Source organism: Pantoea sp. R13S299 (genome assembly GCF_048515925.1).
In the GTDB taxonomy this organism is placed as follows: domain Bacteria; phylum Pseudomonadota; class Gammaproteobacteria; order Enterobacterales; family Enterobacteriaceae; genus Pantoea.
On record NZ_JBLYEF010000006.1, the window covers coordinates 164,898 to 185,884 of the forward strand.

The window sequence follows — 20,987 nt, forward strand, 5'->3', positions numbered from 1 at the left end:
TCGCAAAATAACATATCAGCAAGAATCAACGCGGATGCGGGAATAACAGAGGAGGCAGCGTGGCGGGAATTCAGGCCTGACAGCGCGTTGCCGTCAGGCCTGTAAGGCTATTTACCGATACAGAAGCTGGAGAAGATACGACCCAGCAGATCGTCAGAGGTGAACTCGCCGGTGATCTCACTTAACGCCTGCTGAGCGACACGCAGTTCTTCTGCCAGTAACTCACCCGCCCGGGCACCGAGCAGTTGCTCTTTGCCCTGCTCGAGGTGCGTTGCCGCCAGCTCCAGCGCCTGCAGATGACGGCGACGTGCCAGGAAGCCGCCTTCCATGTTGCCCGCGAAGCCCATGCTCTGTTTCAGGTGATCCCGCAGCTCATCAACGCCTTCGCTGGTACGTGCCGACAGACGAATGAGTGAGTGACCATTTACTTCTGTCAGGCCTAAAGACTCACCGGTGACATCCGCCTTGTTGCGTACCACGGTAATCGGCAGTGCCGGTGGCAGACGGGAGACAAAATCGGGCCAGATCGCCGCCGCTTCGGTAGCATCGGTGGTGGTGCCATCGACCATAAACAGCACGCGATCGGCCTGTTCGATCTCCTGCCAGGCGCGTTCAATGCCGATACGTTCAACTTCGTCGCTGGCCTCACGCAGACCGGCGGTGTCGATGATATGCAGCGGCATACCATCAATATGAATATGCTCACGCAGTACGTCGCGGGTGGTGCCCGCAATATCTGTGACGATGGCGGCATCGCGGCCCGCCAGCGCATTCAGCAGGCTCGATTTACCCGCATTGGGCCGGCCCGCAATCACCACTTTCATCCCTTCACGCAGCAGGCTGCCCTGACGCGCTTCAGCACGGACCGCATCCAGGTCCCCGATCACCGTATTCAGCTGCGCTTCGATTCTGCCATCAGAGAGGAAATCGATCTCCTCATCCGGGAAGTCGATAGCGGCTTCGACATAGATTCGCAGGTGAGTGAGTGCTTCCACAAGATGATTGATACGGGTGGAGAAGGCGCCCTGCAGCGAGTTAACCGCTGAACGTGCTGCCTGCTCCGAGCTGGCATCAATCAGGTCAGCAATCGCCTCGGCCTGCGCCAGATCGAGCTTGTCGTTCAGAAACGCACGCTCTGAAAACTCACCCGGCATAGCGATACGCACGCCCGGCAGCGCCACGATGCGCTTCAGCAGCAGATCGAGGATCACCGGGCCGCCGTGGCCCTGCAGCTCCAGCACATCTTCACCGGTAAAGGAGTTGGGACCGGGAAACCACAGCGCAATGCCCTGATCCAGCACGCTACCGTCGCTATCGGTGAACGGCAGATAATCGGCATAGCGTGGCTTAGGCAGTTTACCCAGCAGCTGGCGGGCGACCTCTGCCGCCTGCGCGCCAGAGACGCGCAGAATGCCTACGCCGCCGCGTCCGGGTGGCGTCGCCTGGGCAACAATGGTATCGCTGTGGCTCATAAATTTTCTCTCGCTACAAAAAACACAGGCGGTCGCTTTGACCGCCTGAGAATAGACTATTTTAAGGCGGGATTACTCCCGCTTTGGATCGCTTACGCTTTCTTCTTGTCGCGGCTATGCAGACCACGTTTTTCCAGGCCGCGATAAATCAGCTGCTGCTGGAGAATGGTGACCAGGTTGCTGACGATGTAGTACAGCACCAGACCTGACGGGAACCACAGGAAGAACACGGTGAAAATCACCGGCATGTAAGTCATGATCTTCTGCTGCATCGGATCGGTCACGGTGGTCGGTGACATCTTCTGAATGAAGAACATGGTGATACCCATCAGAATCGGCAGGATGTAGTACGGGTCCTGCGCTGACAGGTCATGGATCCACAGAATAAATGGCGCATGACGCAGTTCAACCGAGCCTGACAGCATATAGTAGAGCGCCAGGAAGATTGGCATCTGAATCACCAGCGGCAGACAGCCACCCAGCGGATTCACTTTCTCTGCTTTATAAAGCGCCATCATTTCCTGGCTCTGCTTCTGCTTGTCATCACCCAGACGCTCACGCATCGCCTGAATCTTCGGCTGCAGCATGCGCATCTTAGCCATCGAGGTGTACTGCGCTTTGGTCAGCGGGTACATGATGCCGCGCACGATGAAGGTGATGACGATAATGGAGAAGCCCCAGTTACCGATGAAGCTATGGATAAATTTCAGCAGTTTGAACAGCGGCTGAGAGATAAACCACAACCAGCCGTAATCCACGGTCAGATCAAGGTGCGGCGCAATCGCTGCCATCTTGTCCTGAATTTCCGGGCCGACCCACAGCGTTGCACCCAGATTCTGCTGTGCGCCCGCGGCAATGGTGACCGGTGCAGATTTATAGCCAATCGCCGCTACGCCATTACCCAGGTTGCTGGTGTAAAGGGTGTTGGTGCCTTCGGTGCGTGGAACCCACGCCGTCGCAAAGTATTGCTGCAGCATCGCCACCCAGCCATTGCTGGTGGTCGCGTTCAGGTTCTCGTTATCCGCGATATTGTCGAATTTATACTTCTCATATTTCGACTCGCTGGTGGAGTAGGCCGCGCCACGGAAGGTGTGAAGAGCAAAGTTGTTGCTGCCGGTATCACGATGCTTAGGCAGATCAATCGTCTGCTTCAGCTGGCCAAACAGCGACACTTCCAGCGGTTGCTGGGTGGTGTTGTTGACATGATAATCGACATTAACGGCATATTCGCCACGCTTGAAGATGAAGGTTTTAGTGTAAACCACGCCATTTTCAGCGGTATAGGTCATCGGCACACGCAGTTCGGACTGGCCATCAGCCATCTCGAAGTGGTTCTGCGCAGCGTTGAACAGCGGACGCGCGCCGTTGTTCGGGTTATCCGGACCATTACGACCGGTTAAACCGCTCTGTGCCTGATAAAGGAACGCTGGCGTTGTTTCAAGCAGCTGGAACGGCTGGTCGGAACCCAGTTTGTCCGGGAAAGTCAGCAGCTGTGCTTGTTCAACATCACCGCCTCGGGTGTTGATATTCAATGACAGGACATCAGTCTTAACGGTGATCGTCTGGCCCTGACCGCTGGCCGGTACACCCTGACTGGCGGTATCACCCGCTACGCTGTTCGTGCCTTGTGTGGTCTGCGTCTGCTGTGGCTGCGGAGCGTGGTCCGTCTGCCAGGCTTGCCAGATCATAAAGGTCACGAACAGAAAAGCGATGAGAAAGAGATTGCGTTGCGAATCCATCGTTAATGTTCTCTGGTATCAAAGGTTTTTGGCGGCACAGGATCGTCACCACCCGGGTTCAAAGGGTGGCATTTTAATACGCGTTTTAATGTCAACCAACTGCCTTTTATCAGGCCGAACCTGCGTAACGCCTCAATTCCGTAATGAGAGCAGGTCGGGTGAAACCGACAGTGTGGTCCCAGTAATGGACTGATACCGCGTTGATAGACGCGTATCAGGACGATCAGGAGCCGCGCGCCAGGCGACAGTGACGACGCCATAATTTCTCCAACGCTTCCGCCAGCATACGGTTATCCAGATCGGCAACCCCCTTCTTCGCGACCACCACGAAGTCCATCGACGGCAGTTCATGTTGACGCAGACGAAAGCTTTCGCGGGTCAATCGCTTGATCCGGTTGCGTTCATGAGCGCGTTTCACATGTTTTTTAGCGACGGTGAGACCGATGCGGGGATGCCCCAGCGCGTTAAGGCGGCCGAGAATAGTAATTTGCGGCGTGCCAGCCCGTTGTGGCTGCTGGAAGACGAAAGTGAAATGAGTGGGAGTTAACAAACGTAACTCCCTGGGAAATGCGAGCTTACCCATCAGGGCTTGCTTTATTACTTAGAAACGGTCAGACGAGAACGGCCTTTAGCACGACGACGTGCCAGAACCTGACGACCATTTTTTGTTGCCATACGAGCACGGAAACCGTGTGAACGGTTGCGCTTCAGTACGGACGGTTGAAAAGTGCGTTTCATGGCGGTTTCTACCTAAACTTGAAAATTTTCACTGGATGACGCGTTTCGGGCCAATAAATCGACCTACGCCTCAATGTGTCTTTAATAAAGAGGCGGGATTGTAATAATTGTACAGTCCCGAGTCAATTTACTTCGCGTGTTGTAGTACCTGAAAACCCGCATACAGCCCGCTGAGTCCCGACGTTGCGCCTTACAGCATAATGTCGGGTGAAGGATTATACGGGCTCCGTACTAAAGCGCAAGGATCGTACGGGATCTTATTGTGATCGGCCTGCCGGATCCTGGGGATAAAATGAGATGTCGCCCAAAAATTTAATGCATTGCGTCAGATCCCTGCTGGTTTTTCCCGCAACTGGCGTAAACTTCTTTGCGCGTCTCAGGCCTGTGGATAAAAAGGATCAAAACTGTGTAGAAAGGGAAGATCTCTGCCTCGCTTTGCGCTATGATCCGCCCTTCCGCTGACGATCCTCCGGTGATTGCAGGACGGAAAACCGCTGATAGCGGTCGCAGGCGCTTTCTTAGCGTCTGTGTCAAAAATGAACGTTTCTTAGAGTAACGCCTACTATTCTTTTCGAATTTGTACGAGTGGAGTCCGCCGTGTCACTTACGCTTTGGCAACAGTGTCTTGCCCGTTTGCAGGATGAGCTTCCTGCCACCGAATTCAGCATGTGGATCCGTCCACTGCAGGCTGAGTTAAACGACAATACGCTTGCCTTGTATGCTCCAAATCGCTTCGTACTCGACTGGGTTCGGGACAAATACCTTAATAGTATCAATGCACTGCTGAATGAATTCTGCGGTCCAAACGTGCCAGCACTGCGTTTTGAAGTGGGTACGCGTCCGGTTCAGCAGCAGGCGGCAGCGGTCAGCCAGCCGGTCATGGCGAGCGTCAGCGCGCATGTGATGCCCGTGCAGAGCCATGTTCGTCCGGCCCCGACGCAGATCATGCGTCCCAGCTGGGATAATGTCCCGGCACCGGCCGACGTCACCTATCGCTCGAATGTGAATAACCGTCATAACTTCGATAACTTCGTCGAGGGTAAATCCAACCAGCTGGCGCGCGCGGCGGCACGTCAGGTGGCGGATAATCCAGGCGGCGCTTACAACCCGCTGTTTCTGTATGGCGGCACCGGTCTCGGTAAAACGCACCTGTTGCACGCGGTCGGCAATGGCATCATTGCCCGTAAACCGAATGCCAAAGTGGTTTACATGCACTCCGAGCGCTTTGTGCAGGATATGGTTAAAGCGCTCCAGAACAATGCGATTGAAGAGTTCAAACGCTATTACCGTTCTGTCGATGCGCTGCTGATCGATGACATTCAGTTCTTTGCTAATAAAGAGCGATCTCAGGAAGAGTTCTTCCACACCTTTAATGCCTTGTTAGAGGGCAACCAGCAGATCATCCTCACCTCGGATCGCTATCCAAAAGAGATCAATGGGGTGGAAGATCGTCTCAAATCACGTTTCGGCTGGGGTTTAACGGTGGCGATCGAGCCGCCTGAGCTGGAAACGCGTGTGGCGATCCTGATGAAAAAAGCGGATGAGAACGACATCCGTCTGCCGGGTGAAGTCGCCTTCTTTATTGCCAAGCGTTTACGCTCTAATGTGCGTGAGCTGGAAGGCGCGCTGAATCGCGTGATCGCCAACGCCAACTTTACCGGCCGGGCAATCACCATCGACTTCGTGCGCGAAGCGTTACGCGATCTGCTGGCGCTGCAGGAAAAGCTGGTCACCATCGATAATATTCAGAAGACCGTGGCTGAGTACTACAAGATTAAGGTGGCGGATCTGCTTTCCAAGCGCCGTTCGCGCTCGGTAGCGCGTCCGCGCCAGATGGCGATGGCGATGGCGAAAGAGTTGACGAACCACAGCTTGCCAGAAATTGGCGATGCTTTTGGGGGTCGCGACCACACAACGGTGCTTCATGCCTGCCGCAAGATTGAGCAGCTGCGTGAAGAGAGCCACGATATCAAAGAAGATTTCTCTAATCTCATCAGAACATTATCTTCCTGACGCTATGAAATTTATTGTTGAACGTGAGCAGCTGCTGAAGCCGCTGCAACAAGTAAGTGGCCCCCTGGGTGGTCGTCCGACACTGCCGATCCTCGGAAACCTGCTGCTGCAGGTAACAGAAGGTTCGCTGTTGCTGACCGGTACCGATCTGGAAATGGAGATGGTCGCGCGCGTGGCGCTGACTCAGCCGCATGAGCCTGGCTCTACCACCGTTCCGGCGCGAAAATTCCTCGATATCTGTCGCGGATTGCCGGATGGCGCAGAAATCACGCTGGCGCTGGAAGGCGATCGCATGCTGGTCCGCTCTGGCCGCAGCCGTTTTTCGCTGTCGACCCTGCCCGCCAGTGACTTCCCGAATCTTGACGACTGGCAGAGTGAAGTTGAATTCACCCTGCCGCAGGCGACCCTGAAACGGCTGATCGAAGCGACCCAGTTCTCGATGGCCCATCAGGATGTGCGTTACTACCTCAACGGCATGATGTTTGAAACCGAAGGGGAAGAGCTGCGGACCGTGGCCACTGACGGTCACCGTCTGGCTGTCTGCTCGATGCCGATTGGTCAGGCGCTGCCGAGTCACTCGGTGATCGTGCCGCGTAAAGGCGTGATTGAGCTTCTGCGTCTGCTGGATGGCGGCGATACGCCGCTGCAGGTCCGGATTGGCGGCAGCAATATCCGTGCACACGTCGGCGACTACATCTTTACGTCTAAGCTGGTTGATGGTCGTTTCCCCGATTATCGCCGCGTATTGCCGAAGAATCCCGACAAAGCGCTGGAGGCGGGCTGTGATCTGCTCAAACAGGCTTTTGCCCGTGCAGCCATCCTCTCTAACGAGAAGTTCCGCGGTGTTCGCCTCTATATCACCGAAAATCAGCTGAAAATCACCGCTAATAACCCTGAACAGGAAGAAGCGGAAGAGATGCTGGATGTCAGCTACAACGGCACGGAACTAGAGATTGGCTTCAACGTCAGTTACGTACTGGATGTGCTGAACGCGCTGAAGTGCGAAAACGTTCGCCTGCTGCTGACGGATTCGGTGTCGAGCGTGCAGATTGAGGATGTGGCGAGTCCTGCAGCGGCCTATGTCGTGATGCCCATGCGCTTGTAGGTGTTACATATCGGCCTGGCTTACTTGCTACGTTGCACCCCGGCAGTGCTCGCCATCCTCACGTACTTCAGTACGCTCCGGTGGCTGTGCGCTGGCGGGACGCAACGTAGCTGCGACGCCGACGGCCTGGTGACTGGGATGTCGGGCAAACCTGCTTCGACGTCGACGCTCTGGATCGTTAAAGGTAAGTCCTGAATTTTTACCATTTCATCCCGATTATTGCCCTTCACGCTGGATTGATTCATGGCTTTAACCCGCCTTCTTATCAAAGATTTTCGTAATATCGAGCAGGCTGACCTGCAGCTGGCTCCCGGTTTTAATTTCCTGGTGGGTGCCAATGGCAGTGGGAAAACCAGCGTTTTAGAGGCGATCCATACGCTGGGGCATGGCCGCTCGTTTCGCAGCTTGCAGGCGGGGCGCGTGATCCGTCACGACGAGGCAGCGTTTGTGCTGCACGGACGTCTGGAAAACAAAGAGCGGGAAATCTCCGTCGGGCTGACCAAAAACCGGGCCGGTGACAGCAAAGTGCGCATTGATGGCAGCGACGGTCACAAGGTCGCAGAGCTGGCGCAGCTGCTGCCGATGCAGCTAATCACCCCGGAAGGCTTTAGCCTGCTGAATGGCGGCCCCAAATACCGCCGGGCCTATGTCGACTGGGGCTGTTTCCATAACACGCCCGGCTTCTTTAACGCCTGGAACAACATGCGTCGCCTGCTTAAACAGCGGAACGCGGCGCTGCGCCAGGTCTCACGTTACAGCCAGATTCGTCCCTGGGATCAGGAGCTGGTCCCGCTGGCTGAACAGATCAGCCAGTGGCGTGCTGAATACAGTACGGCGATTTCGGCGGAGATCACCGCCACCTGTGGCCAGTTCCTGCCAGAGTTTGAGCTGCGCTTCTCTTTCCAGCGTGGCTGGGACAAAGAGAGCGACTACGCCGAACTGCTGGAACGTAACTTCGAGCGCGATCGCGCGCTGACCTATACCGCCAGCGGCCCCCATAAAGCCGATTTTCGTATTCGGGCTGAAGGGACGCCGGTTGAAGATTTACTCTCACGCGGGCAGTTAAAACTGCTGATGTGTGCATTGCGTCTGGCACAGGGCGAGTTCCTGACAAGCCAGAGCGGACGCCGCTGTATTTACCTCATTGATGACTTTGCTTCTGAGCTGGATGAGAGCCGCCGACGCCTGCTGGCGGACCGGTTAAAAGCCACTCAGGCTCAGGTGTTTGTCAGCGCAATTTCTGCCGGACATGTAATCGACATGACCGACGAAAAGGGCAAGATGTTCCGCGTGGAACAGGGTAAAATAGCGGTTCAACCTGAAGATTAAAATGAGCGAGAAACGTTGATGTCGAATTCTTATGACTCCTCAAGTATTAAAGTCCTGAAAGGACTTGATGCGGTACGCAAACGCCCGGGCATGTATATCGGCGATACCGATGACGGTACCGGTCTGCATCACATGGTATTCGAGGTCGTGGATAACGCAATCGACGAAGCGCTCGCTGGTCACTGTAGTGACATTGTGGTCACCATCCACGCGGACAACTCCGTATCAGTGCAGGATGATGGACGTGGCATTCCAACCGGTATTCACGAAGAAGAAGGCATCTCTGCCGCTGAAGTGATCATGACCGTGCTGCATGCTGGCGGTAAGTTCGATGATAACTCCTATAAAGTCTCCGGCGGCCTGCACGGCGTGGGCGTCTCCGTGGTTAACGCCCTGTCACAGAAGCTGGAACTGACCATCCGTCGCGAAGGCAAAGTGCATCAGCAGGTTTACGTCCATGGCGTACCGCAGGCACCGCTGGCCGTGACCGGTGAGACCGAGGTGACAGGTACCCGCGTGCGTTTCTGGCCGAGCCACGAAACCTTCACCAACGTGCGCGAATTTGAGTATGACATCCTGGCGAAACGCCTGCGTGAACTCTCATTCCTGAACTCAGGTGTGTCAATTCGTCTGGATGACAAGCGTGATGGCAAAAATGATCACTTCCATTACGAAGGCGGCATCCGGGCATTTGTTGAGTACCTGAACAAAAACAAAACTCCAATTCACCCTACCGTGTTCTATTTCTCTACCGAGAAAGATGGCATCGGTGTGGAAGTAGCACTGCAGTGGAACGACGGTTTCCAGGAAAACATCTACTGCTTTACCAACAATATCCCGCAGCGTGACGGCGGTACCCACCTGGCCGGTTTCCGTTCAGCGATGACCCGTACCCTGAATGCCTACATGGAAAAAGAGGGTTACAGCAAGAAGGCCAAAGTCAGCGCCACCGGTGATGATGCCCGTGAAGGCCTGATCGCTGTGGTCTCGGTGAAAGTGCCGGATCCTAAGTTCTCCTCGCAGACCAAAGATAAACTGGTCTCCTCCGAGGTGAAAACAGCGGTTGAGCAGCAGATGAACGAACTGCTGGCAGAATATCTGCTGGAAAACCCGTCAGACGCTAAAATCGTGGTTGGTAAAATCATCGACGCCGCCCGTGCCCGTGAAGCAGCGCGTCGCGCCCGTGAAATGACCCGCCGTAAAGGCGCGCTGGATCTGGCTGGTCTGCCAGGCAAACTGGCGGATTGCCAGGAGCGCGACCCGGCGCTGTCTGAAATCTACCTGGTGGAGGGTGACTCCGCAGGCGGCTCGGCCAAACAGGGCCGTAACCGTAAAAACCAGGCGATTCTGCCGCTGAAAGGTAAGATCCTGAACGTTGAGAAAGCGCGTTTCGACAAGATGCTCGCCTCTCAGGAAGTCGCTACGCTGATCACCGCGCTGGGCTGCGGCATTGGTCGCGATGAGTACAACCCGGACAAGCTGCGCTATCACAGCATCATCATCATGACCGATGCCGACGTCGATGGTTCACACATCCGTACCCTGCTGCTGACCTTCTTCTATCGTCAGATGCCTGAAATCATTGAGCGCGGCCATGTGTATATCGCCCAGCCGCCGCTCTACAAAGTGAAGAAAGGCAAGCAGGAGCAGTACATCAAAGATGACGAGGCGATGGATCAATATCAGATCGCTATCGCGCTTGATGGTGCGACGCTGCACACCAATGCCAGCGCTCCGGCGCTGGGCGGTGAGCCGCTGGAAACACTGGTCTCTGACTTCAACAGCACCCAGAAGATGATCAAGCGTATGGAGCGCCGTTATCCGATGGCTATGCTGCGTGCGATGATTTATCACGACACGCTGAGCGACATGAGCAACGAAGCAGAAGTCACCACCTGGCTGAATGGTCTGGTGAGCTATCTGACCGAGCGCGAAGCGCACGGCAGCACCTATCTGGCACAGGTGCGTGAAAACCGCGAATCGAACCTGTTCGAGCCGGTGCTGCGCGTCCGTACCCACGGTGTGGATACTGACTATCCGCTGGATGCTGATTTCATTCAGGGTCCTGAGTACCGCAAAATCTGCGCCCTGGGCGGCAAACTGCGTGGTCTGCTGGAAGAAGATGCTTACATCGAGCGTGGCGAGCGCCGTCAGCCCGTGGCCAGCTTCGAACAGGCGATTGAGTGGCTGGTTAAAGAGTCGCGGCGCGGCCTCTCCGTCCAGCGCTACAAAGGTCTGGGCGAGATGAACCCGGATCAGCTGTGGGAAACCACCATGGACCCAGACAGCCGTCGTATGCTGCGCGTCACCATTAAAGATGCAATTGGCGCTGACCAGCTGTTCACTACGCTGATGGGCGATGCGGTTGAACCGCGCCGCGCCTTCATCGAAGAGAATGCGCTGAAAGCCGCCAATATCGATATTTAACCGGCAGCGGACGTAACAGGCCATCACTCAGGTGATGGCCTTTTTTTTGTGCCGTACGGGCGGAAACCCGCCTGGGTGCGACCTCCTGGCCGTATGCTGCGACCCCGATCACGTTTTAACCCGGTCAGCTCCCTTACTCTTGCCTCTCTTTGCGCTATTCCGGCGCACTAGTGATTACAGGGAGTTACACCATGATTGTTTGCGATCGTCACGACTGGGACAGAGAACGGCACGCCTTTCATCCGGTGGTCGATCAGGCGATAAGCTGGATTGCCAACACAGACTTCAGCCAGCTGGAAACCGGTAAATATGAGATCCTGCCCGACAATAAGATGTTCTGTCTGGTGCAGGAGATGATGACCGAACCGGTCAGCGCGCGTCGTGCGGAGTCCCACTTCAATTACATCGATATTCAGTATCTGCTGGCAGGCAGCGAAAATATCGGCGTGGCCCGCGCTCATCCCGACCAGCGCATCACTGAAGATTTCGCCCAGGAGCGTGACGTCGTTTTTTATCAGAAGATATTAAATGAGTCAGTGATTACACTGATGCCCGGTATGTTCGCGCTCTTTTTCCCGCATGATATTCATCGTCCCTGCTGCGCGCCAGGCGAACCCGCAACTATCCGAAAAGCCGTGATTAAAATTCACCGCGATCTCTTTACCGCCTGAATCTGGCGCTTTGCTGGCCGTTCACGCCTGCCATGGAACTGGTCAATGTGCGCTGAATCGCGCTAGCATTGGACAAAACCCAGACGCTACGAGGACTCTATGGCTATTAAATTGATCGCTATCGACATGGATGGCACCCTGCTCAACCCGCAACATGAGATCACGCCGGGAGTGAAATCCGCCCTGGATCGCGCCCGCCAGAAAGGGGTGTCGATTGTGCTGACCACCGGCCGGCCATTTGTGGGTATCCAGCGCTATCTGATGGAACTGGATATGCAGGCACCCGGTCAGTATGCGATCAGCAACAACGGTGCGCTGGTTCATCAGGCCGAAGATGGCGAGTGCGTGGCGGAAGTCACGCTGACTTTTGACGACTACCTCTACATCGAGAATCTGGCGCGCGAGCTTGGCGTGCATTTCCAGGCGTTCGATAAATCCCATCTCTACACCCCTAATAAAGACATCAGCGAATACACCATCCATGAGGCGAGCCTGACCGGCATTCCGGTACGTTATCGCGCCGTGGAAGAGATGGATCGCACCACGCGCTTCCCGAAACTGATGATGATCGACCGGCCAGACCTGCTCGACGCGGCAATTGCCCGTCTGCCCGAACACGCTCATCAGACATATACCATCCTGAAGAGCGCGCCTTACTATCTGGAAATCCTCGATCGTCGGGTGAATAAAGGTCAGGGTGTCAAAATGCTGGCTGAGAAGCTCGGTCTGAAGCAGGAAGAGGTTATGGCGATTGGCGATCAGGAGAATGACCTGGCGATGATCGAATATGCCGGAACCGGCGTCGCCATGGGAAATGCCATTGATTCGGTTAAAAAAATCGCGCAGTTCATCACCAAAACCAATATGGAAGATGGTGTCGCACATGCCATCGAAGAGTTAGTGCTGTAACGGTCCTGTTCTCTTGCCGGGCCGCACTGGCCCGGCTCCCTTAACCCGGCAAAAAAGCTGCACCGCAAAACAGAATCGCGTAATTTGTCGGGCAACTCTTTCTCCGCGGGTTTCATCATGTCAGAAAAACAGATCACCTTTGCTGCCCGTCAGCATCAGCTCACCAATATCAATGTCTGGACTGCCGACAGCCAGTGGCTGGCGTTTGACGTCCGTCCCTCGGGCGCGTCGTTTACCAGCCAGACCATTGAGCGGGTCAATGTGATGACCGGCGAGGTGGAGGTACTCTATCAGGCCCGGCACGGTGCCCACGTCGGTGTCGTCACGGTCAGCCCCGATCTGCCTCCGCGCTACGTCTGCATTCATGGCCCGGAACATCCCGATGCCAGCTGGCAGTATGACTTCCATCACCGGCGCGGTGTAATCGTTCAGAACGGCGCGGCGGTCAATCTGGATGCCTGCGATATTACGCCGCCCTTTACCCCAGGCGCGCTGCGCGGCGGTTCGCATGTACACGTTTTCAGCCCCGACGGTTCACGCCTGAGCTTTACCTACAATGACCACGTGATGCATGAGCTCGATAGTCGCCTCGATCTGCGCAACGTCGGCATCGCGGTGCCACTTCACGCGGTGACGCCGGTTAAACAGCATCCGCGCGAGTATGACGGCAGCTATTTCTGCCTGCTGGTGAGCCAGACGCATGCGGAACCGCAGCCTGGCAGTGACCAGATCAATCGTGCCTATGAAGAGTGCTGGGTGGGTGAGCGCGGCTATCAGAAACCGGACGGCAGCTGGCAGCGCTGGGCCATCGCCTTTATTGGCGACACCGTGACAGCGCAGGGCGAAAAACGGCCTGAAGTTTTTATTGTTGATCTGCCTGACGCGCTGGAGGATTACGCCCGCGCCGGAGAGATGCCGCTGGAGGGCAGCAGCCAGCAGTTACCTGCGCCACCGGCGGGCGTGCAGCAGCGTCGCCTGACCCACAGCCGTGGCGTGGCTCTGCAACCGCGTCACTGGCTGCGTGCAGCACCCGATGGCAGCCAGATCGCGTTTCTGATGGCGGATGCCGGAGAGGTCATTCAGCTCTGGACGGTGTGTCCCAACGGCGGCGAACCGCGTCAGGTCACCCAGCTCAGCCACAGTATTCAGTCTGCGTTTAGCTGGCATCCTGACGGCCAGTCGATCGCCTTTATCTGCGATAACAGCGTGATGCGATGTGACGTTGAGAGCGGCGCGTGTCAGCGTCTGACCCGTAGAACGGAAGAGGCACCATCAGGTGACGCGATGGTCTGGTCGCCTGATGGTACAAAGATTGCTTTTATGCGTGAGGTTAATGGCTGGCGGCAACTCTTTACGGTTGCGGCTGTGACCGCATAGGGGGCATAGGCTGCGCCTGCGCCAGGCTTTCGTTAGTATGCGCCAGCCTTTCACTCTGCAGGATGCGTTCACGTGGGGAATCGAGAGATTTATCTTTGTCGCTACGGTAGTAGTCCCACGGCAGCAGCAGCGTATCCAGCACGGCAGAGAAAGGAAGATCGATTAACGCCAGCGGCTTCAGTGCCCAGCTGGTATCACCATCGGCCAGCATGTCAGCGCTGGCACGGGTGCCGGGATAGTAACCCTGACTCGCACCGGTGTGAGACATCACGCTGGAACAGCCGGTTGTTGCCATTGCGCAGCACACCATTCCAGCCAGAGGTAAGGTCTTCATTAATTTCATCATCATCATCCCTTCAGTCATGGCATCAGCCTGGCTGAGTTTGCTTGCCAGACAACGTCAACACTCTGGGGCGAAGTCCGTTCGGGTCTGGCAAATGTAGTCCTGAGTGTATGTCATTTCCGCAATATGGCGAAAAAAATTGCATTTCGCCCTCTTGAAAATCCTCTTCTGACACCCATTTTTAGTTTACGGACGCACTCACCGTTGCCGCAAGGGACAGTGAGGTGCCGTATCCAGCCTGTCCAATAGTGGAAGGTTGCCAAAACTTGCTGAACTTCAGGAGTCTTAATATGCGTAATTTTGATCTCACCCCACTTTATCGCTCTGCTATCGGTTTTGATCGCCTGTTTAACCTGCTCGAATCTAATCAGAATCAGAGCAACGGCGGCTATCCTCCTTATAACGTAGAACTGGTCGATGAAAATCACTATCGCATTACCATTGCGGTGGCCGGTTTTTCGCAGAGTGAACTGGATATCACGGCGCACGACAACGTGCTGATCGTGCGGGGTGCCCATCCTGAAGAGCAGGCCGAGCGTAAATACCTGTATCAGGGAATCGCCGAGCGTAACTTCGAGCGTAAATTCCAGCTCGCCGACCACATTGTGGTGCGCGATGCCCGTCTCGAAAATGGTCTGCTGAGCATCGATCTTGAACGACTGGTGCCGGAAGAGGCGAAACCACGCCGTATTGAGATTCTGAAGTAATATTCAGATTCTGAAGTCATCCTGACAAACGCCGCTAATGCGGCGTTTTTCGTTTTTGATGTCAGTGGGAGCACAGGCTTAGGGAGCATACGCCTTTCGCAAAGACGCAAAAGCGCCATCCATGGCGGCTCAGCGCGGGCGATTACGCACCTCATCCCTGAGGTGCGCCCGTAGCCGGGCCAACGCTTCGCGTTGTTCAAAAACGCTCCCGGCGTTTTTGTCCCTGGCCCGCGATGCTTTGCTACAGGCATATGCTCCCATCGCTTTGAATTTATGAGCTGCCTGAAAAAGAGGGCAGCGCCAGCGCTGTTTTGCGCTCTGAGCTATAACGCTTACAAAGGCCGCGTCAGCGGAGATTTTTAACTTACAGCTGCGTCCGCATCGCTAAACGCTGACCCAGCACGCCACCAAACACATTGACCAGCAGCCCCAGAATAATCACCACCGCCCCTAGCATCTGCTGCCCGGAAAGACGCTCATCCAGCACCAGCGCAGCGGTAATAATCCCCACCACCGGCACCAGCAGCGATAGCGGCGCGATACGCCAGGTTTCGTAGCGACTCAGCAAATTCCCCCAGATGGCGTAGCCCACAATGGTGGCGACAAACGCCAGATAGATCAGTGCCAGCACGGTCTGCAGGCCGATATGCAGCAGACTATTAACGATAGCGGCCTGGCCATCAAACAGCAGCGAACAGGCAAAGAAAGGAATGATCGGCACCAGCGCGCTCCAGACCACCAGCGACATGATCGGCACGCTACGGTTTCGCATGATGATCTTATTGGTGATATTCCCCAGCCCCCATGACAGCGCCGCCGACAGCGTCAGCATCATAGTGGTCAGCGTAATACCAGCGCTGGTCTGCCCTTCCATCCCTGCCGTCGCCAGCATAAACATCCCAAGTGTGGCGATAATAATCCCGACGATATGATTCCAGCGCAGCTTCTCCGCCAGCAACAGCGCGCCCAGCAACAGCGTAAAGAACGCCTGCGCCTGCAGCACCAGTGAGGCCAGACCGGCTGGCATGCCGAGCTTGATCGCCAGGAACAGAAACGCAAACTGACCAAAACTGATGGTCATGCCGTAAACCACCAGCCAGCGCAGCGGGATCGGCGGACGACGCACAAAGAAAATGGCGGGAAAGGCGACCAGAGAAAAACGCAGTCCGGCGAGTAAAAAAGGCGGCATGCCCTGCAGCCCCAGCTTAATCACCACAAAATTCACGCCCCACGCCACCACCACGCACAGCGCTAACAGCATATCTTTTACCGACATCAGAAACTCCTTGTCCCGCCGTCAGGCGGTGATCGCAATCGGGGACGCGATATCAGCACAGCACGCTTCACCCACGATGCGAAAATAATCATCTGCAGCCAGCGCGATCGACTTCTCCAGCTCGCCCGCGTTAAACCATAACGTGCCGACCTGTTGCAGCCGGGTATCCACCCGCAGCGCCAGCCGGTCATCAAAACTAAACGGCGGCACCGCGCCCATCACACAATCGGTCAGCGCCTGCGCCAGCTCAGGCGCGGCGAAAGAGGATTTTTTGCCGCCGATGACGCGCGCCGCGTTTTTGAAATTGATCCGGCAGTCACCTGGCACAATCGCCAGCAGCTGTCGCGACGGCGCACCGTCCGGCATAGTGACCTCCAGCACCATCGCTTTGGCCGCCTGGCCGAGCGCGTTGCCGCGTATCTGGCTAATCTGATCGGTCTGCCCTACCGCCTCATGCTCCACCACACGGTAGCTGGCCTGATGCTGATCCAGCAGCGCAGTAATCTTTTCAAATGTCGTCATTCCCTTCTCCTTTTCTGGCACAACCCGGCTTAGCTCCAGGCGATAGCGTGTTTCATCTTTTTATCGGTCAGCCCGAAAAAGAACCCCATGGTGATGCGGGTATCGCCTTCGACACGGTCGATCTCGTGATAAAAAGCAGGATTAAACAGATAGATATCGCCACTGCGTGGTGAAAACTCACAGATCTCATTGTGATTGAGCACCCCACTGCGATAACCCAGCTCACCGGCGGTCTTGAACTGCTCATCCTCCGGCGTCCACTTTTTGTTGTAGATCCGCAGCGCCCCGCCCGCATTGCACTCCTGGAGGCAGACCACGCAGCTGAGCTGATGCAGGATTTGCGTCACCACTAGTGATGTGTCTGCGGCGTCGCGCACGATATTGTCGTTGTGCAGCGGGTTTGCGACGCCATCGGCGTGAAAGCGCACGATTGAACCGCCGTAGTCACCACGGCCCGGTTCGTGGGCAATGTTTAAACTTTCCAGCCGCAGCGCATGCTGCACCCAGCCGTAAATCTGTTCGCGCAGCTGGTTCAGCGAGGGCGGCAACGCAGGCTGGATATCGCGCAGTTCGGTAAAGTAGTTATCGGGTGCCGCCGTATGGCGTGCCAGATAAGGGCCAAGCGTGGTCAGCGCGCCATTGGGATAGTGAGAGACACGGATCTTTTCCCGGCAGCTCTGCAGGTCAGCCACTACCGCCTGCCGCACCTCGGGCGTCAGGAAATTACGCAGCACCAGCAGCGGCACCCGTGCGGTGACGATGTCATCCAGCCAGGTCGATTCCACAAACATGTTGGGATTAATCACGCGGAACTGATTGAAAATTGCCATGTTTATCACTCCCTAAACGGTATTTCATAGAGTTCATGATTATTCATTCGCCGCCAGCTGCCGGCGCTGCCTGGTATTGCCACGGGTTCAGAGGCGATCAGCGTGCAACCGTCCTGTTGCCGAAAATGCATCGTAAAATAGTCGGGCCAGGACGTGTCGTGTGGGTACCACTGCCACGCCCAGGCTTTGTCGCGGGTGACGAAAATGGCATTGCCTGCGCTGCCGCCCGGTTCAACCTGCGCCATCTTTGCGCGCAGATAGTCGCGGGTAAAATCGGCGGGCGTAGTCTGATCCACCAGATAGCGCAGATACTCTTCGGAATCGAAGCGTGATTCCGCCAGGCCAAGCTGGCGGTAAATGGTCGGCAGAAAACCGTTATGCATCATGTACCACTGATGTCCGGCACTGTTGCGCCACAGCGGATGCGAAAATTCGATCCCCTGATTTTTACTCAGCGTGGCGTGACGCACATGCACCGCCAGAAAGCGGCTGCGCAGGCGATCCACATCTATGCCCGGCAGGGCGTCTGCGAACGGGCCGGTGCCGTGCAGGGTGCGAATCTCGCCCTCTTCCAGCCACAGACAGCCCCAGCCGTTGGGATGCGATTTGATCGGGCCATCATGTTCAGCGCCTTCACCGCAGCTCATGGCGCGCGCCGCCTCTAAAATCTGTGCGCTGTCGAACCGGCCATGCGCCAGAATCATTCTGCACATACTTTGTCTCTCCCCGCGGTGACTGACTGCGCGGCAATCACCTGCTGAAATGTGGTCATGATCGGCTCACGTGCCGTGGCCGCCAGGCTGAAGGTAGCGAGAATGCCCGCATGACGGGTCAGATCGGCATAGAGGGATGAGCGCGGCGAAACCTGCAGTACAGGCAACCTGAGGGGTGGTAACAGCGCGCCCTGCTGATGCTGATCGATCCAGCGTTCAGCCGCCTGCAGCTGCGCCGGTTGCCGTAACCGCAGCTGACCGACCGCACCGGGTAGGGTGAAGGCAAAGGCGGGCAATGCGCCGCCCGCTTCCAGCCGGAAGGTGACTTCCGCCCAGTTGATGCCCGTCGCCTCCTGCACCAGCGTCGCGACGCCCATGCCGGAGAGCCGGAACCCCATCTCCAGGAAATGCGGCACGCCGTTGACCACAATGAAATCGATATGAAACGCGCCCTGACGATAGCCGAAGGTTTCGCAGCAGAAGGTCATCAGGCTGCTGAATGACGCCGGCAGGGCCGCCGCTGCCATCGCCACATGGCCCGACTCATAAAAACTGACGCAGCCCTCCGCATCACGATGCTGTTCAATGACCTTCTGGCAGCAGGTCAGCGCCTGGGGATGACCCTGATGCACCACGCCCTGCAGCGAAAACTCCTCGCCAATCAGGGCACTTTCCACAATGAAACCGCTGAAGCCACGTCCACCGTAGTTCATGGTCTGCACCAGCTGTTTCACCACGCTGTGCAGCTGATCGGCACGCTCAACCAGCCAGATACCCAGGCCGCCGCCGCCATCCACCGGTTTCACAACACAGGGATAGATCAGCGCCTGTTCCGCATCAAGAATGCTGAGCGGCGAGGCGAAAAAGCGAAACTCCGGCTGCGGGAAGCGTGGCCAGGCTTTTTTCAGCGCCATGCGCTGCGCATATTTATCCAGCGGAATAAAGGCGGCGGGCGCGTCCGGCCCGGCCAGCATCTCGCGCAGTCGTCCGGCGCTGGCGTTGTAGGCTTCAAATCCCGCCAGCACTACCAGCGGATGCGCCAGCAAACCGGCGTGCAGATAGGCCTGCATGACCTCCCACGGATTCTCAGGGCGGTCGAGGCGGATGATCAGATCAAACGGCAGCGCCAGGCTGATGGACTGGTAATCGACAAAGTCACCCATCTCCGCCAGCACGGTGAAATAGCCATCGCGCTTTGCCACCGCACAGTAAGGGTTTTGTCCGTCGCGGGTGGCGCCAATTTGCAGGAAAATCTTTTTCATCGCCTCGCCTTACCGGGTTAACGCCCGGAAATGATTTCTGTCACGATGTCATTCAGCACACCGTTATTGACCTGAATCACCGCTTTGTGGGGATCAAAACGCAGCACGCGCGACAGCGGATCGGCGCTTTTGCCCTCCAGCAGCGAACTGACCGGTTTACTCTGCCAGCAGTGGCGCATCTGCGTCAGCGTCATACCGGAGAGCTGCATTAACTGTTGTGCCAGTGCGAGATCCTCACTGCGCTGCTCAAGCAGGTCGCGAATGGCAGCTTCCTCCAGCGTAATCTGCTGCTGCGACAGCCAGTCTCCGAGCTGCGCGCCCTGCGCCAGGAACGGTGAGTAGATCATGCAGATCAGCTGATCTTCGCTGAGGTCAAACGCCTGCATGGCGAAGTCTGCTGCGCGCTGCCGCTGCTGCCGGATGGCGTCGTCATCCTGATAGCGCACCGCCATCTCATCGATGAGCGCGGGCGGAAAATCCTTCTTCACCATCAGCCCCAGCGCAAAGCGCACATACTCGCGGATCCCTTCGGCATAGTGGCGCTGCAGCAGGGTTTCTGCCCGCAGTCCGCGCAGGTGCGCCATCAGCGTCGGATTACCGCAGTCGGACTCAGAAAAGCTGAACATCAGTTCATCAAACCGGAAGCGCATAAATTCGCTGAGCAGTGCCCAGTGCGCGCCCGCTTCATAGGCGGTGTCCTGATAGATGTTGAAAAACAGCGGGTCGCGCGCCAGCTGGTGGGTGATGCGGTGCGCGGGCGTCAGCTGATCGGCACCGTAAACATCGCTGAAGTAGCGCACAGCAACGCCGTCGAGCGTCTGGAGAAACCCGCTGAAGCCCCGGCTTTTGTCAGCCACCGGCGCATCAAACAGCCGGGAAAGGTGCCGTGCCCAGGCAACATAGGCAGCCTGCTCCTGCGGCGAGTCGCCGGTGATAATCAGATCCACGCCGCCGTTGTAGTCAGCCGCCAGGCCAAAGGAGTTCACCATGCTGAGATTACAGGCGTTGCAGAAGGTCGAGCGCGCATCGGCGCGAAAGCGGTGGCCATTCATCAGCACGTCATTGCGGTTCTGCTGCCGCACGCTCTCCGGCATCGGCAGGTCGCGGGCAAATGGCCGGATCAGCAGGCCATCCACCACCAGACATTCCGCCCGCTCATCGTCATGCATCGCCAGCGACTGATAAACGCGGTGGATATTCTCCATCACACTCTGATTCATCGCCGCATGACGGTTAGTGCTGACCCGCAGATGAAACGTGCTGCCCTGCTGCAGCCAGATCAGTCCCTGAATGTAACGCACGTAAGCCACCATGTAGCTGCTGTCTTTTCCGCCGCCGTAGGCGAGCAGCACACGGTTGTTCTCCAGCTGTTGCTGATCCGGCAGCGCCGCCAGCAGGCGAACAGCACAGCGCTGAGCCGACTCAATGATGGCGGGTGACAGATACGCTTCAATCTCCTTCATCATGGCGGGCAGATTATTCATTTTTCACGTTTCCCTCAGGTGAACAGAATCACGTTATGGCCTGAAGCCGGGCGGCTGGCAGGGTCGCCGT

Annotated in this window: 20 protein-coding genes; 8 read left to right on the forward strand and 12 right to left on the reverse strand. The window is 56.6% G+C overall.

Going from position 1 to position 20,987, the window contains the following annotated elements; all coding sequences use genetic code 11:
- Positions 1-107 precede the first annotated feature (107 nt).
- From mnmE to rpmH, 5 genes are all read right to left on the reverse strand, one after another.
- On the reverse strand, positions 108-1,472 hold the full coding sequence (gene mnmE, locus ACN1CO_RS21195; protein ID WP_419140567.1) for a tRNA uridine-5-carboxymethylaminomethyl(34) synthesis GTPase MnmE: 1,365 nt from the start codon (positions 1,470-1,472) through the stop codon (positions 108-110).
- Positions 1,473-1,564: 92 nt separating this feature from the next.
- Complete coding sequence (gene yidC, locus ACN1CO_RS21200; RefSeq protein WP_419140568.1) at positions 1,565-3,211, reverse strand: membrane protein insertase YidC; 1,647 nt, start codon at positions 3,209-3,211, stop codon at positions 1,565-1,567.
- A gap of 2 nt (positions 3,212-3,213) precedes the next feature.
- Entirely contained in the window at positions 3,214-3,471 is a 258-nt protein-coding gene (yidD, locus tag ACN1CO_RS21205) for a membrane protein insertion efficiency factor YidD (protein WP_008926397.1), read from the reverse strand.
- Complete coding sequence (rnpA, locus tag ACN1CO_RS21210; protein ID WP_008926396.1) at positions 3,435-3,794, reverse strand: ribonuclease P protein component; 360 nt, start codon at positions 3,792-3,794, stop codon at positions 3,435-3,437. Before rnpA ends, yidD begins: the two co-directional genes overlap by 37 nt.
- 14 nt (positions 3,795-3,808) lie before the next feature.
- Complete coding sequence (gene rpmH, locus ACN1CO_RS21215) at positions 3,809-3,949, reverse strand: 50S ribosomal protein L34 (protein WP_003849659.1); 141 nt, start codon at positions 3,947-3,949, stop codon at positions 3,809-3,811.
- 597 nt (positions 3,950-4,546) lie between these two features.
- Here rpmH and dnaA point away from each other — a divergent pair.
- The 7 genes from dnaA (at position 4,547) to ACN1CO_RS21250 (ending at position 13,780) form a co-directional block, all read left to right on the forward strand.
- The gene (gene dnaA / locus ACN1CO_RS21220; RefSeq protein WP_419140569.1) at positions 4,547-5,962 is read left to right on the forward strand and encodes a chromosomal replication initiator protein DnaA; all 1,416 of its coding nucleotides are present in this window, start codon (positions 4,547-4,549) and stop codon (positions 5,960-5,962) included.
- Between the two features lie 4 nt (positions 5,963-5,966).
- Positions 5,967-7,067, forward strand: coding sequence for a DNA polymerase III subunit beta (gene dnaN / locus ACN1CO_RS21225; protein WP_090966562.1), 1,101 nt, complete (start codon positions 5,967-5,969; stop codon positions 7,065-7,067).
- A gap of 243 nt (positions 7,068-7,310) precedes the next feature.
- Complete coding sequence (recF, locus tag ACN1CO_RS21230) at positions 7,311-8,396, forward strand: DNA replication/repair protein RecF (RefSeq protein ID WP_419140570.1); 1,086 nt, start codon at positions 7,311-7,313, stop codon at positions 8,394-8,396.
- A gap of 18 nt (positions 8,397-8,414) precedes the next feature.
- Positions 8,415-10,823, forward strand: a complete 2,409-nt coding sequence (gene gyrB / locus ACN1CO_RS21235; protein ID WP_419140571.1) for a DNA topoisomerase (ATP-hydrolyzing) subunit B — start codon at positions 8,415-8,417, stop codon at positions 10,821-10,823.
- A 191-nt stretch (positions 10,824-11,014) separates the two neighbouring features.
- Positions 11,015-11,494 (forward strand): YhcH/YjgK/YiaL family protein, encoded by a 480-nt coding sequence (locus ACN1CO_RS21240; protein ID WP_419140572.1) that lies wholly within the window; start codon positions 11,015-11,017, stop codon positions 11,492-11,494.
- 99 nt (positions 11,495-11,593) lie between these two features.
- Positions 11,594-12,403, forward strand: a complete 810-nt coding sequence (gene yidA / locus ACN1CO_RS21245; protein ID WP_419140573.1) for a sugar-phosphatase — start codon at positions 11,594-11,596, stop codon at positions 12,401-12,403.
- Positions 12,404-12,520: 117 nt separating this feature from the next.
- Positions 12,521-13,780, forward strand: a complete 1,260-nt coding sequence (locus tag ACN1CO_RS21250) for a DUF3748 domain-containing protein (protein ID WP_419140574.1) — start codon at positions 12,521-12,523, stop codon at positions 13,778-13,780.
- Here the strand turns inward: ACN1CO_RS21250 and ACN1CO_RS21255 are convergent.
- Positions 13,755-14,123: a YceK/YidQ family lipoprotein gene (locus tag ACN1CO_RS21255; protein WP_419140627.1), complete on the reverse strand. Its 369-nt coding sequence runs from the start codon at positions 14,121-14,123 to the stop codon at positions 13,755-13,757. The two genes, ACN1CO_RS21250 and ACN1CO_RS21255, sit on opposite strands and share 26 nt — an antisense overlap.
- Positions 14,124-14,413: 290 nt before the next feature.
- Between ACN1CO_RS21255 and ibpA the strand changes: the two genes are divergently transcribed.
- A complete protein-coding gene (gene ibpA / locus ACN1CO_RS21260; protein ID WP_003849623.1) occupies positions 14,414-14,830 on the forward strand; it encodes a small heat shock chaperone IbpA in 417 nt (138 codons plus the stop codon).
- A gap of 364 nt (positions 14,831-15,194) precedes the next feature.
- Here the strand turns inward: ibpA and ACN1CO_RS21265 are convergent, their stop codons facing one another.
- The 6 genes from ACN1CO_RS21265 to ACN1CO_RS21290 are packed head-to-tail and all read right to left on the reverse strand — an operon-like array spanning position 15,195 to position 20,917.
- A complete protein-coding gene (locus ACN1CO_RS21265; RefSeq protein ID WP_419140575.1) occupies positions 15,195-16,106 on the reverse strand; it encodes an EamA family transporter in 912 nt (303 codons plus the stop codon).
- A gap of 21 nt (positions 16,107-16,127) precedes the next feature.
- Positions 16,128-16,628, reverse strand: coding sequence for a YbaK/EbsC family protein (locus ACN1CO_RS21270; protein WP_419140576.1), 501 nt, complete (start codon positions 16,626-16,628; stop codon positions 16,128-16,130).
- Positions 16,629-16,657: 29 nt separating this feature from the next.
- A complete protein-coding gene (locus tag ACN1CO_RS21275; RefSeq protein WP_419140577.1) occupies positions 16,658-17,458 on the reverse strand; it encodes a hypothetical protein in 801 nt (266 codons plus the stop codon).
- A 5-nt stretch (positions 17,459-17,463) separates the two neighbouring features.
- Positions 17,464-18,171: a class II glutamine amidotransferase gene (locus tag ACN1CO_RS21280; protein WP_419140578.1), complete on the reverse strand. Its 708-nt coding sequence runs from the start codon at positions 18,169-18,171 to the stop codon at positions 17,464-17,466.
- Positions 18,159-19,433 carry an ATP-grasp domain-containing protein gene (locus ACN1CO_RS21285; RefSeq protein ID WP_419140579.1) on the reverse strand — a complete coding sequence of 425 codons (1,275 nt, stop codon included), beginning with the start codon at positions 19,431-19,433 and terminating at the stop codon, positions 18,159-18,161. The genes ACN1CO_RS21280 and ACN1CO_RS21285 overlap by 13 nt, the downstream gene beginning before the upstream one ends.
- A 17-nt stretch (positions 19,434-19,450) precedes the next feature.
- A complete protein-coding gene (locus ACN1CO_RS21290) occupies positions 19,451-20,917 on the reverse strand; it encodes a hypothetical protein (protein ID WP_419140580.1) in 1,467 nt (488 codons plus the stop codon).
- Between the last annotated feature and the right edge of the window lie 70 nt (positions 20,918-20,987).

What these genes read in the sequence shown, in the direction of transcription:
- ACN1CO_RS21285 (WP_419140579.1), bottom strand. Translation starts at nt 19,433, where the DNA reads ATGAAAAAGATTTTCCTGCAAATTGGCGCCACCCGCGACGGACAAAAC.
- ACN1CO_RS21240 (WP_419140572.1), top strand. Translation starts at nt 11,015, where the DNA reads ATGATTGTTTGCGATCGTCACGACTGGGACAGAGAACGGCACGCCTTT.
- ACN1CO_RS21255 (WP_419140627.1), bottom strand. Translation starts at nt 14,123, where the DNA reads ATGAAATTAATGAAGACCTTACCTCTGGCTGGAATGGTGTGCTGCGCA.
- ACN1CO_RS21270 (WP_419140576.1), bottom strand. Translation starts at nt 16,628, where the DNA reads ATGACGACATTTGAAAAGATTACTGCGCTGCTGGATCAGCATCAGGCC.
- ACN1CO_RS21290 (WP_419140580.1), bottom strand. Translation starts at nt 20,917, where the DNA reads ATGAATAATCTGCCCGCCATGATGAAGGAGATTGAAGCGTATCTGTCA.
- ACN1CO_RS21280 (WP_419140578.1), bottom strand. Translation starts at nt 18,171, where the DNA reads ATGTGCAGAATGATTCTGGCGCATGGCCGGTTCGACAGCGCACAGATT.
- ACN1CO_RS21250 (WP_419140574.1), top strand. Translation starts at nt 12,521, where the DNA reads ATGTCAGAAAAACAGATCACCTTTGCTGCCCGTCAGCATCAGCTCACC.
- yidA (WP_419140573.1), top strand. Translation starts at nt 11,594, where the DNA reads ATGGCTATTAAATTGATCGCTATCGACATGGATGGCACCCTGCTCAAC.
- gyrB (WP_419140571.1), top strand. Translation starts at nt 8,415, where the DNA reads ATGTCGAATTCTTATGACTCCTCAAGTATTAAAGTCCTGAAAGGACTT.
- rnpA (WP_008926396.1), bottom strand. Translation starts at nt 3,794, where the DNA reads ATGGGTAAGCTCGCATTTCCCAGGGAGTTACGTTTGTTAACTCCCACT.
- ACN1CO_RS21265 (WP_419140575.1), bottom strand. Translation starts at nt 16,106, where the DNA reads ATGTCGGTAAAAGATATGCTGTTAGCGCTGTGCGTGGTGGTGGCGTGG.
- rpmH (WP_003849659.1), bottom strand. Translation starts at nt 3,949, where the DNA reads ATGAAACGCACTTTTCAACCGTCCGTACTGAAGCGCAACCGTTCACAC.
- yidC (WP_419140568.1), bottom strand. Translation starts at nt 3,211, where the DNA reads ATGGATTCGCAACGCAATCTCTTTCTCATCGCTTTTCTGTTCGTGACC.
- recF (WP_419140570.1), top strand. Translation starts at nt 7,311, where the DNA reads ATGGCTTTAACCCGCCTTCTTATCAAAGATTTTCGTAATATCGAGCAG.
- mnmE (WP_419140567.1), bottom strand. Translation starts at nt 1,472, where the DNA reads ATGAGCCACAGCGATACCATTGTTGCCCAGGCGACGCCACCCGGACGC.
- ibpA (WP_003849623.1), top strand. Translation starts at nt 14,414, where the DNA reads ATGCGTAATTTTGATCTCACCCCACTTTATCGCTCTGCTATCGGTTTT.
- dnaN (WP_090966562.1), top strand. Translation starts at nt 5,967, where the DNA reads ATGAAATTTATTGTTGAACGTGAGCAGCTGCTGAAGCCGCTGCAACAA.
- ACN1CO_RS21275 (WP_419140577.1), bottom strand. Translation starts at nt 17,458, where the DNA reads ATGGCAATTTTCAATCAGTTCCGCGTGATTAATCCCAACATGTTTGTG.
- yidD (WP_008926397.1), bottom strand. Translation starts at nt 3,471, where the DNA reads ATGGCGTCGTCACTGTCGCCTGGCGCGCGGCTCCTGATCGTCCTGATA.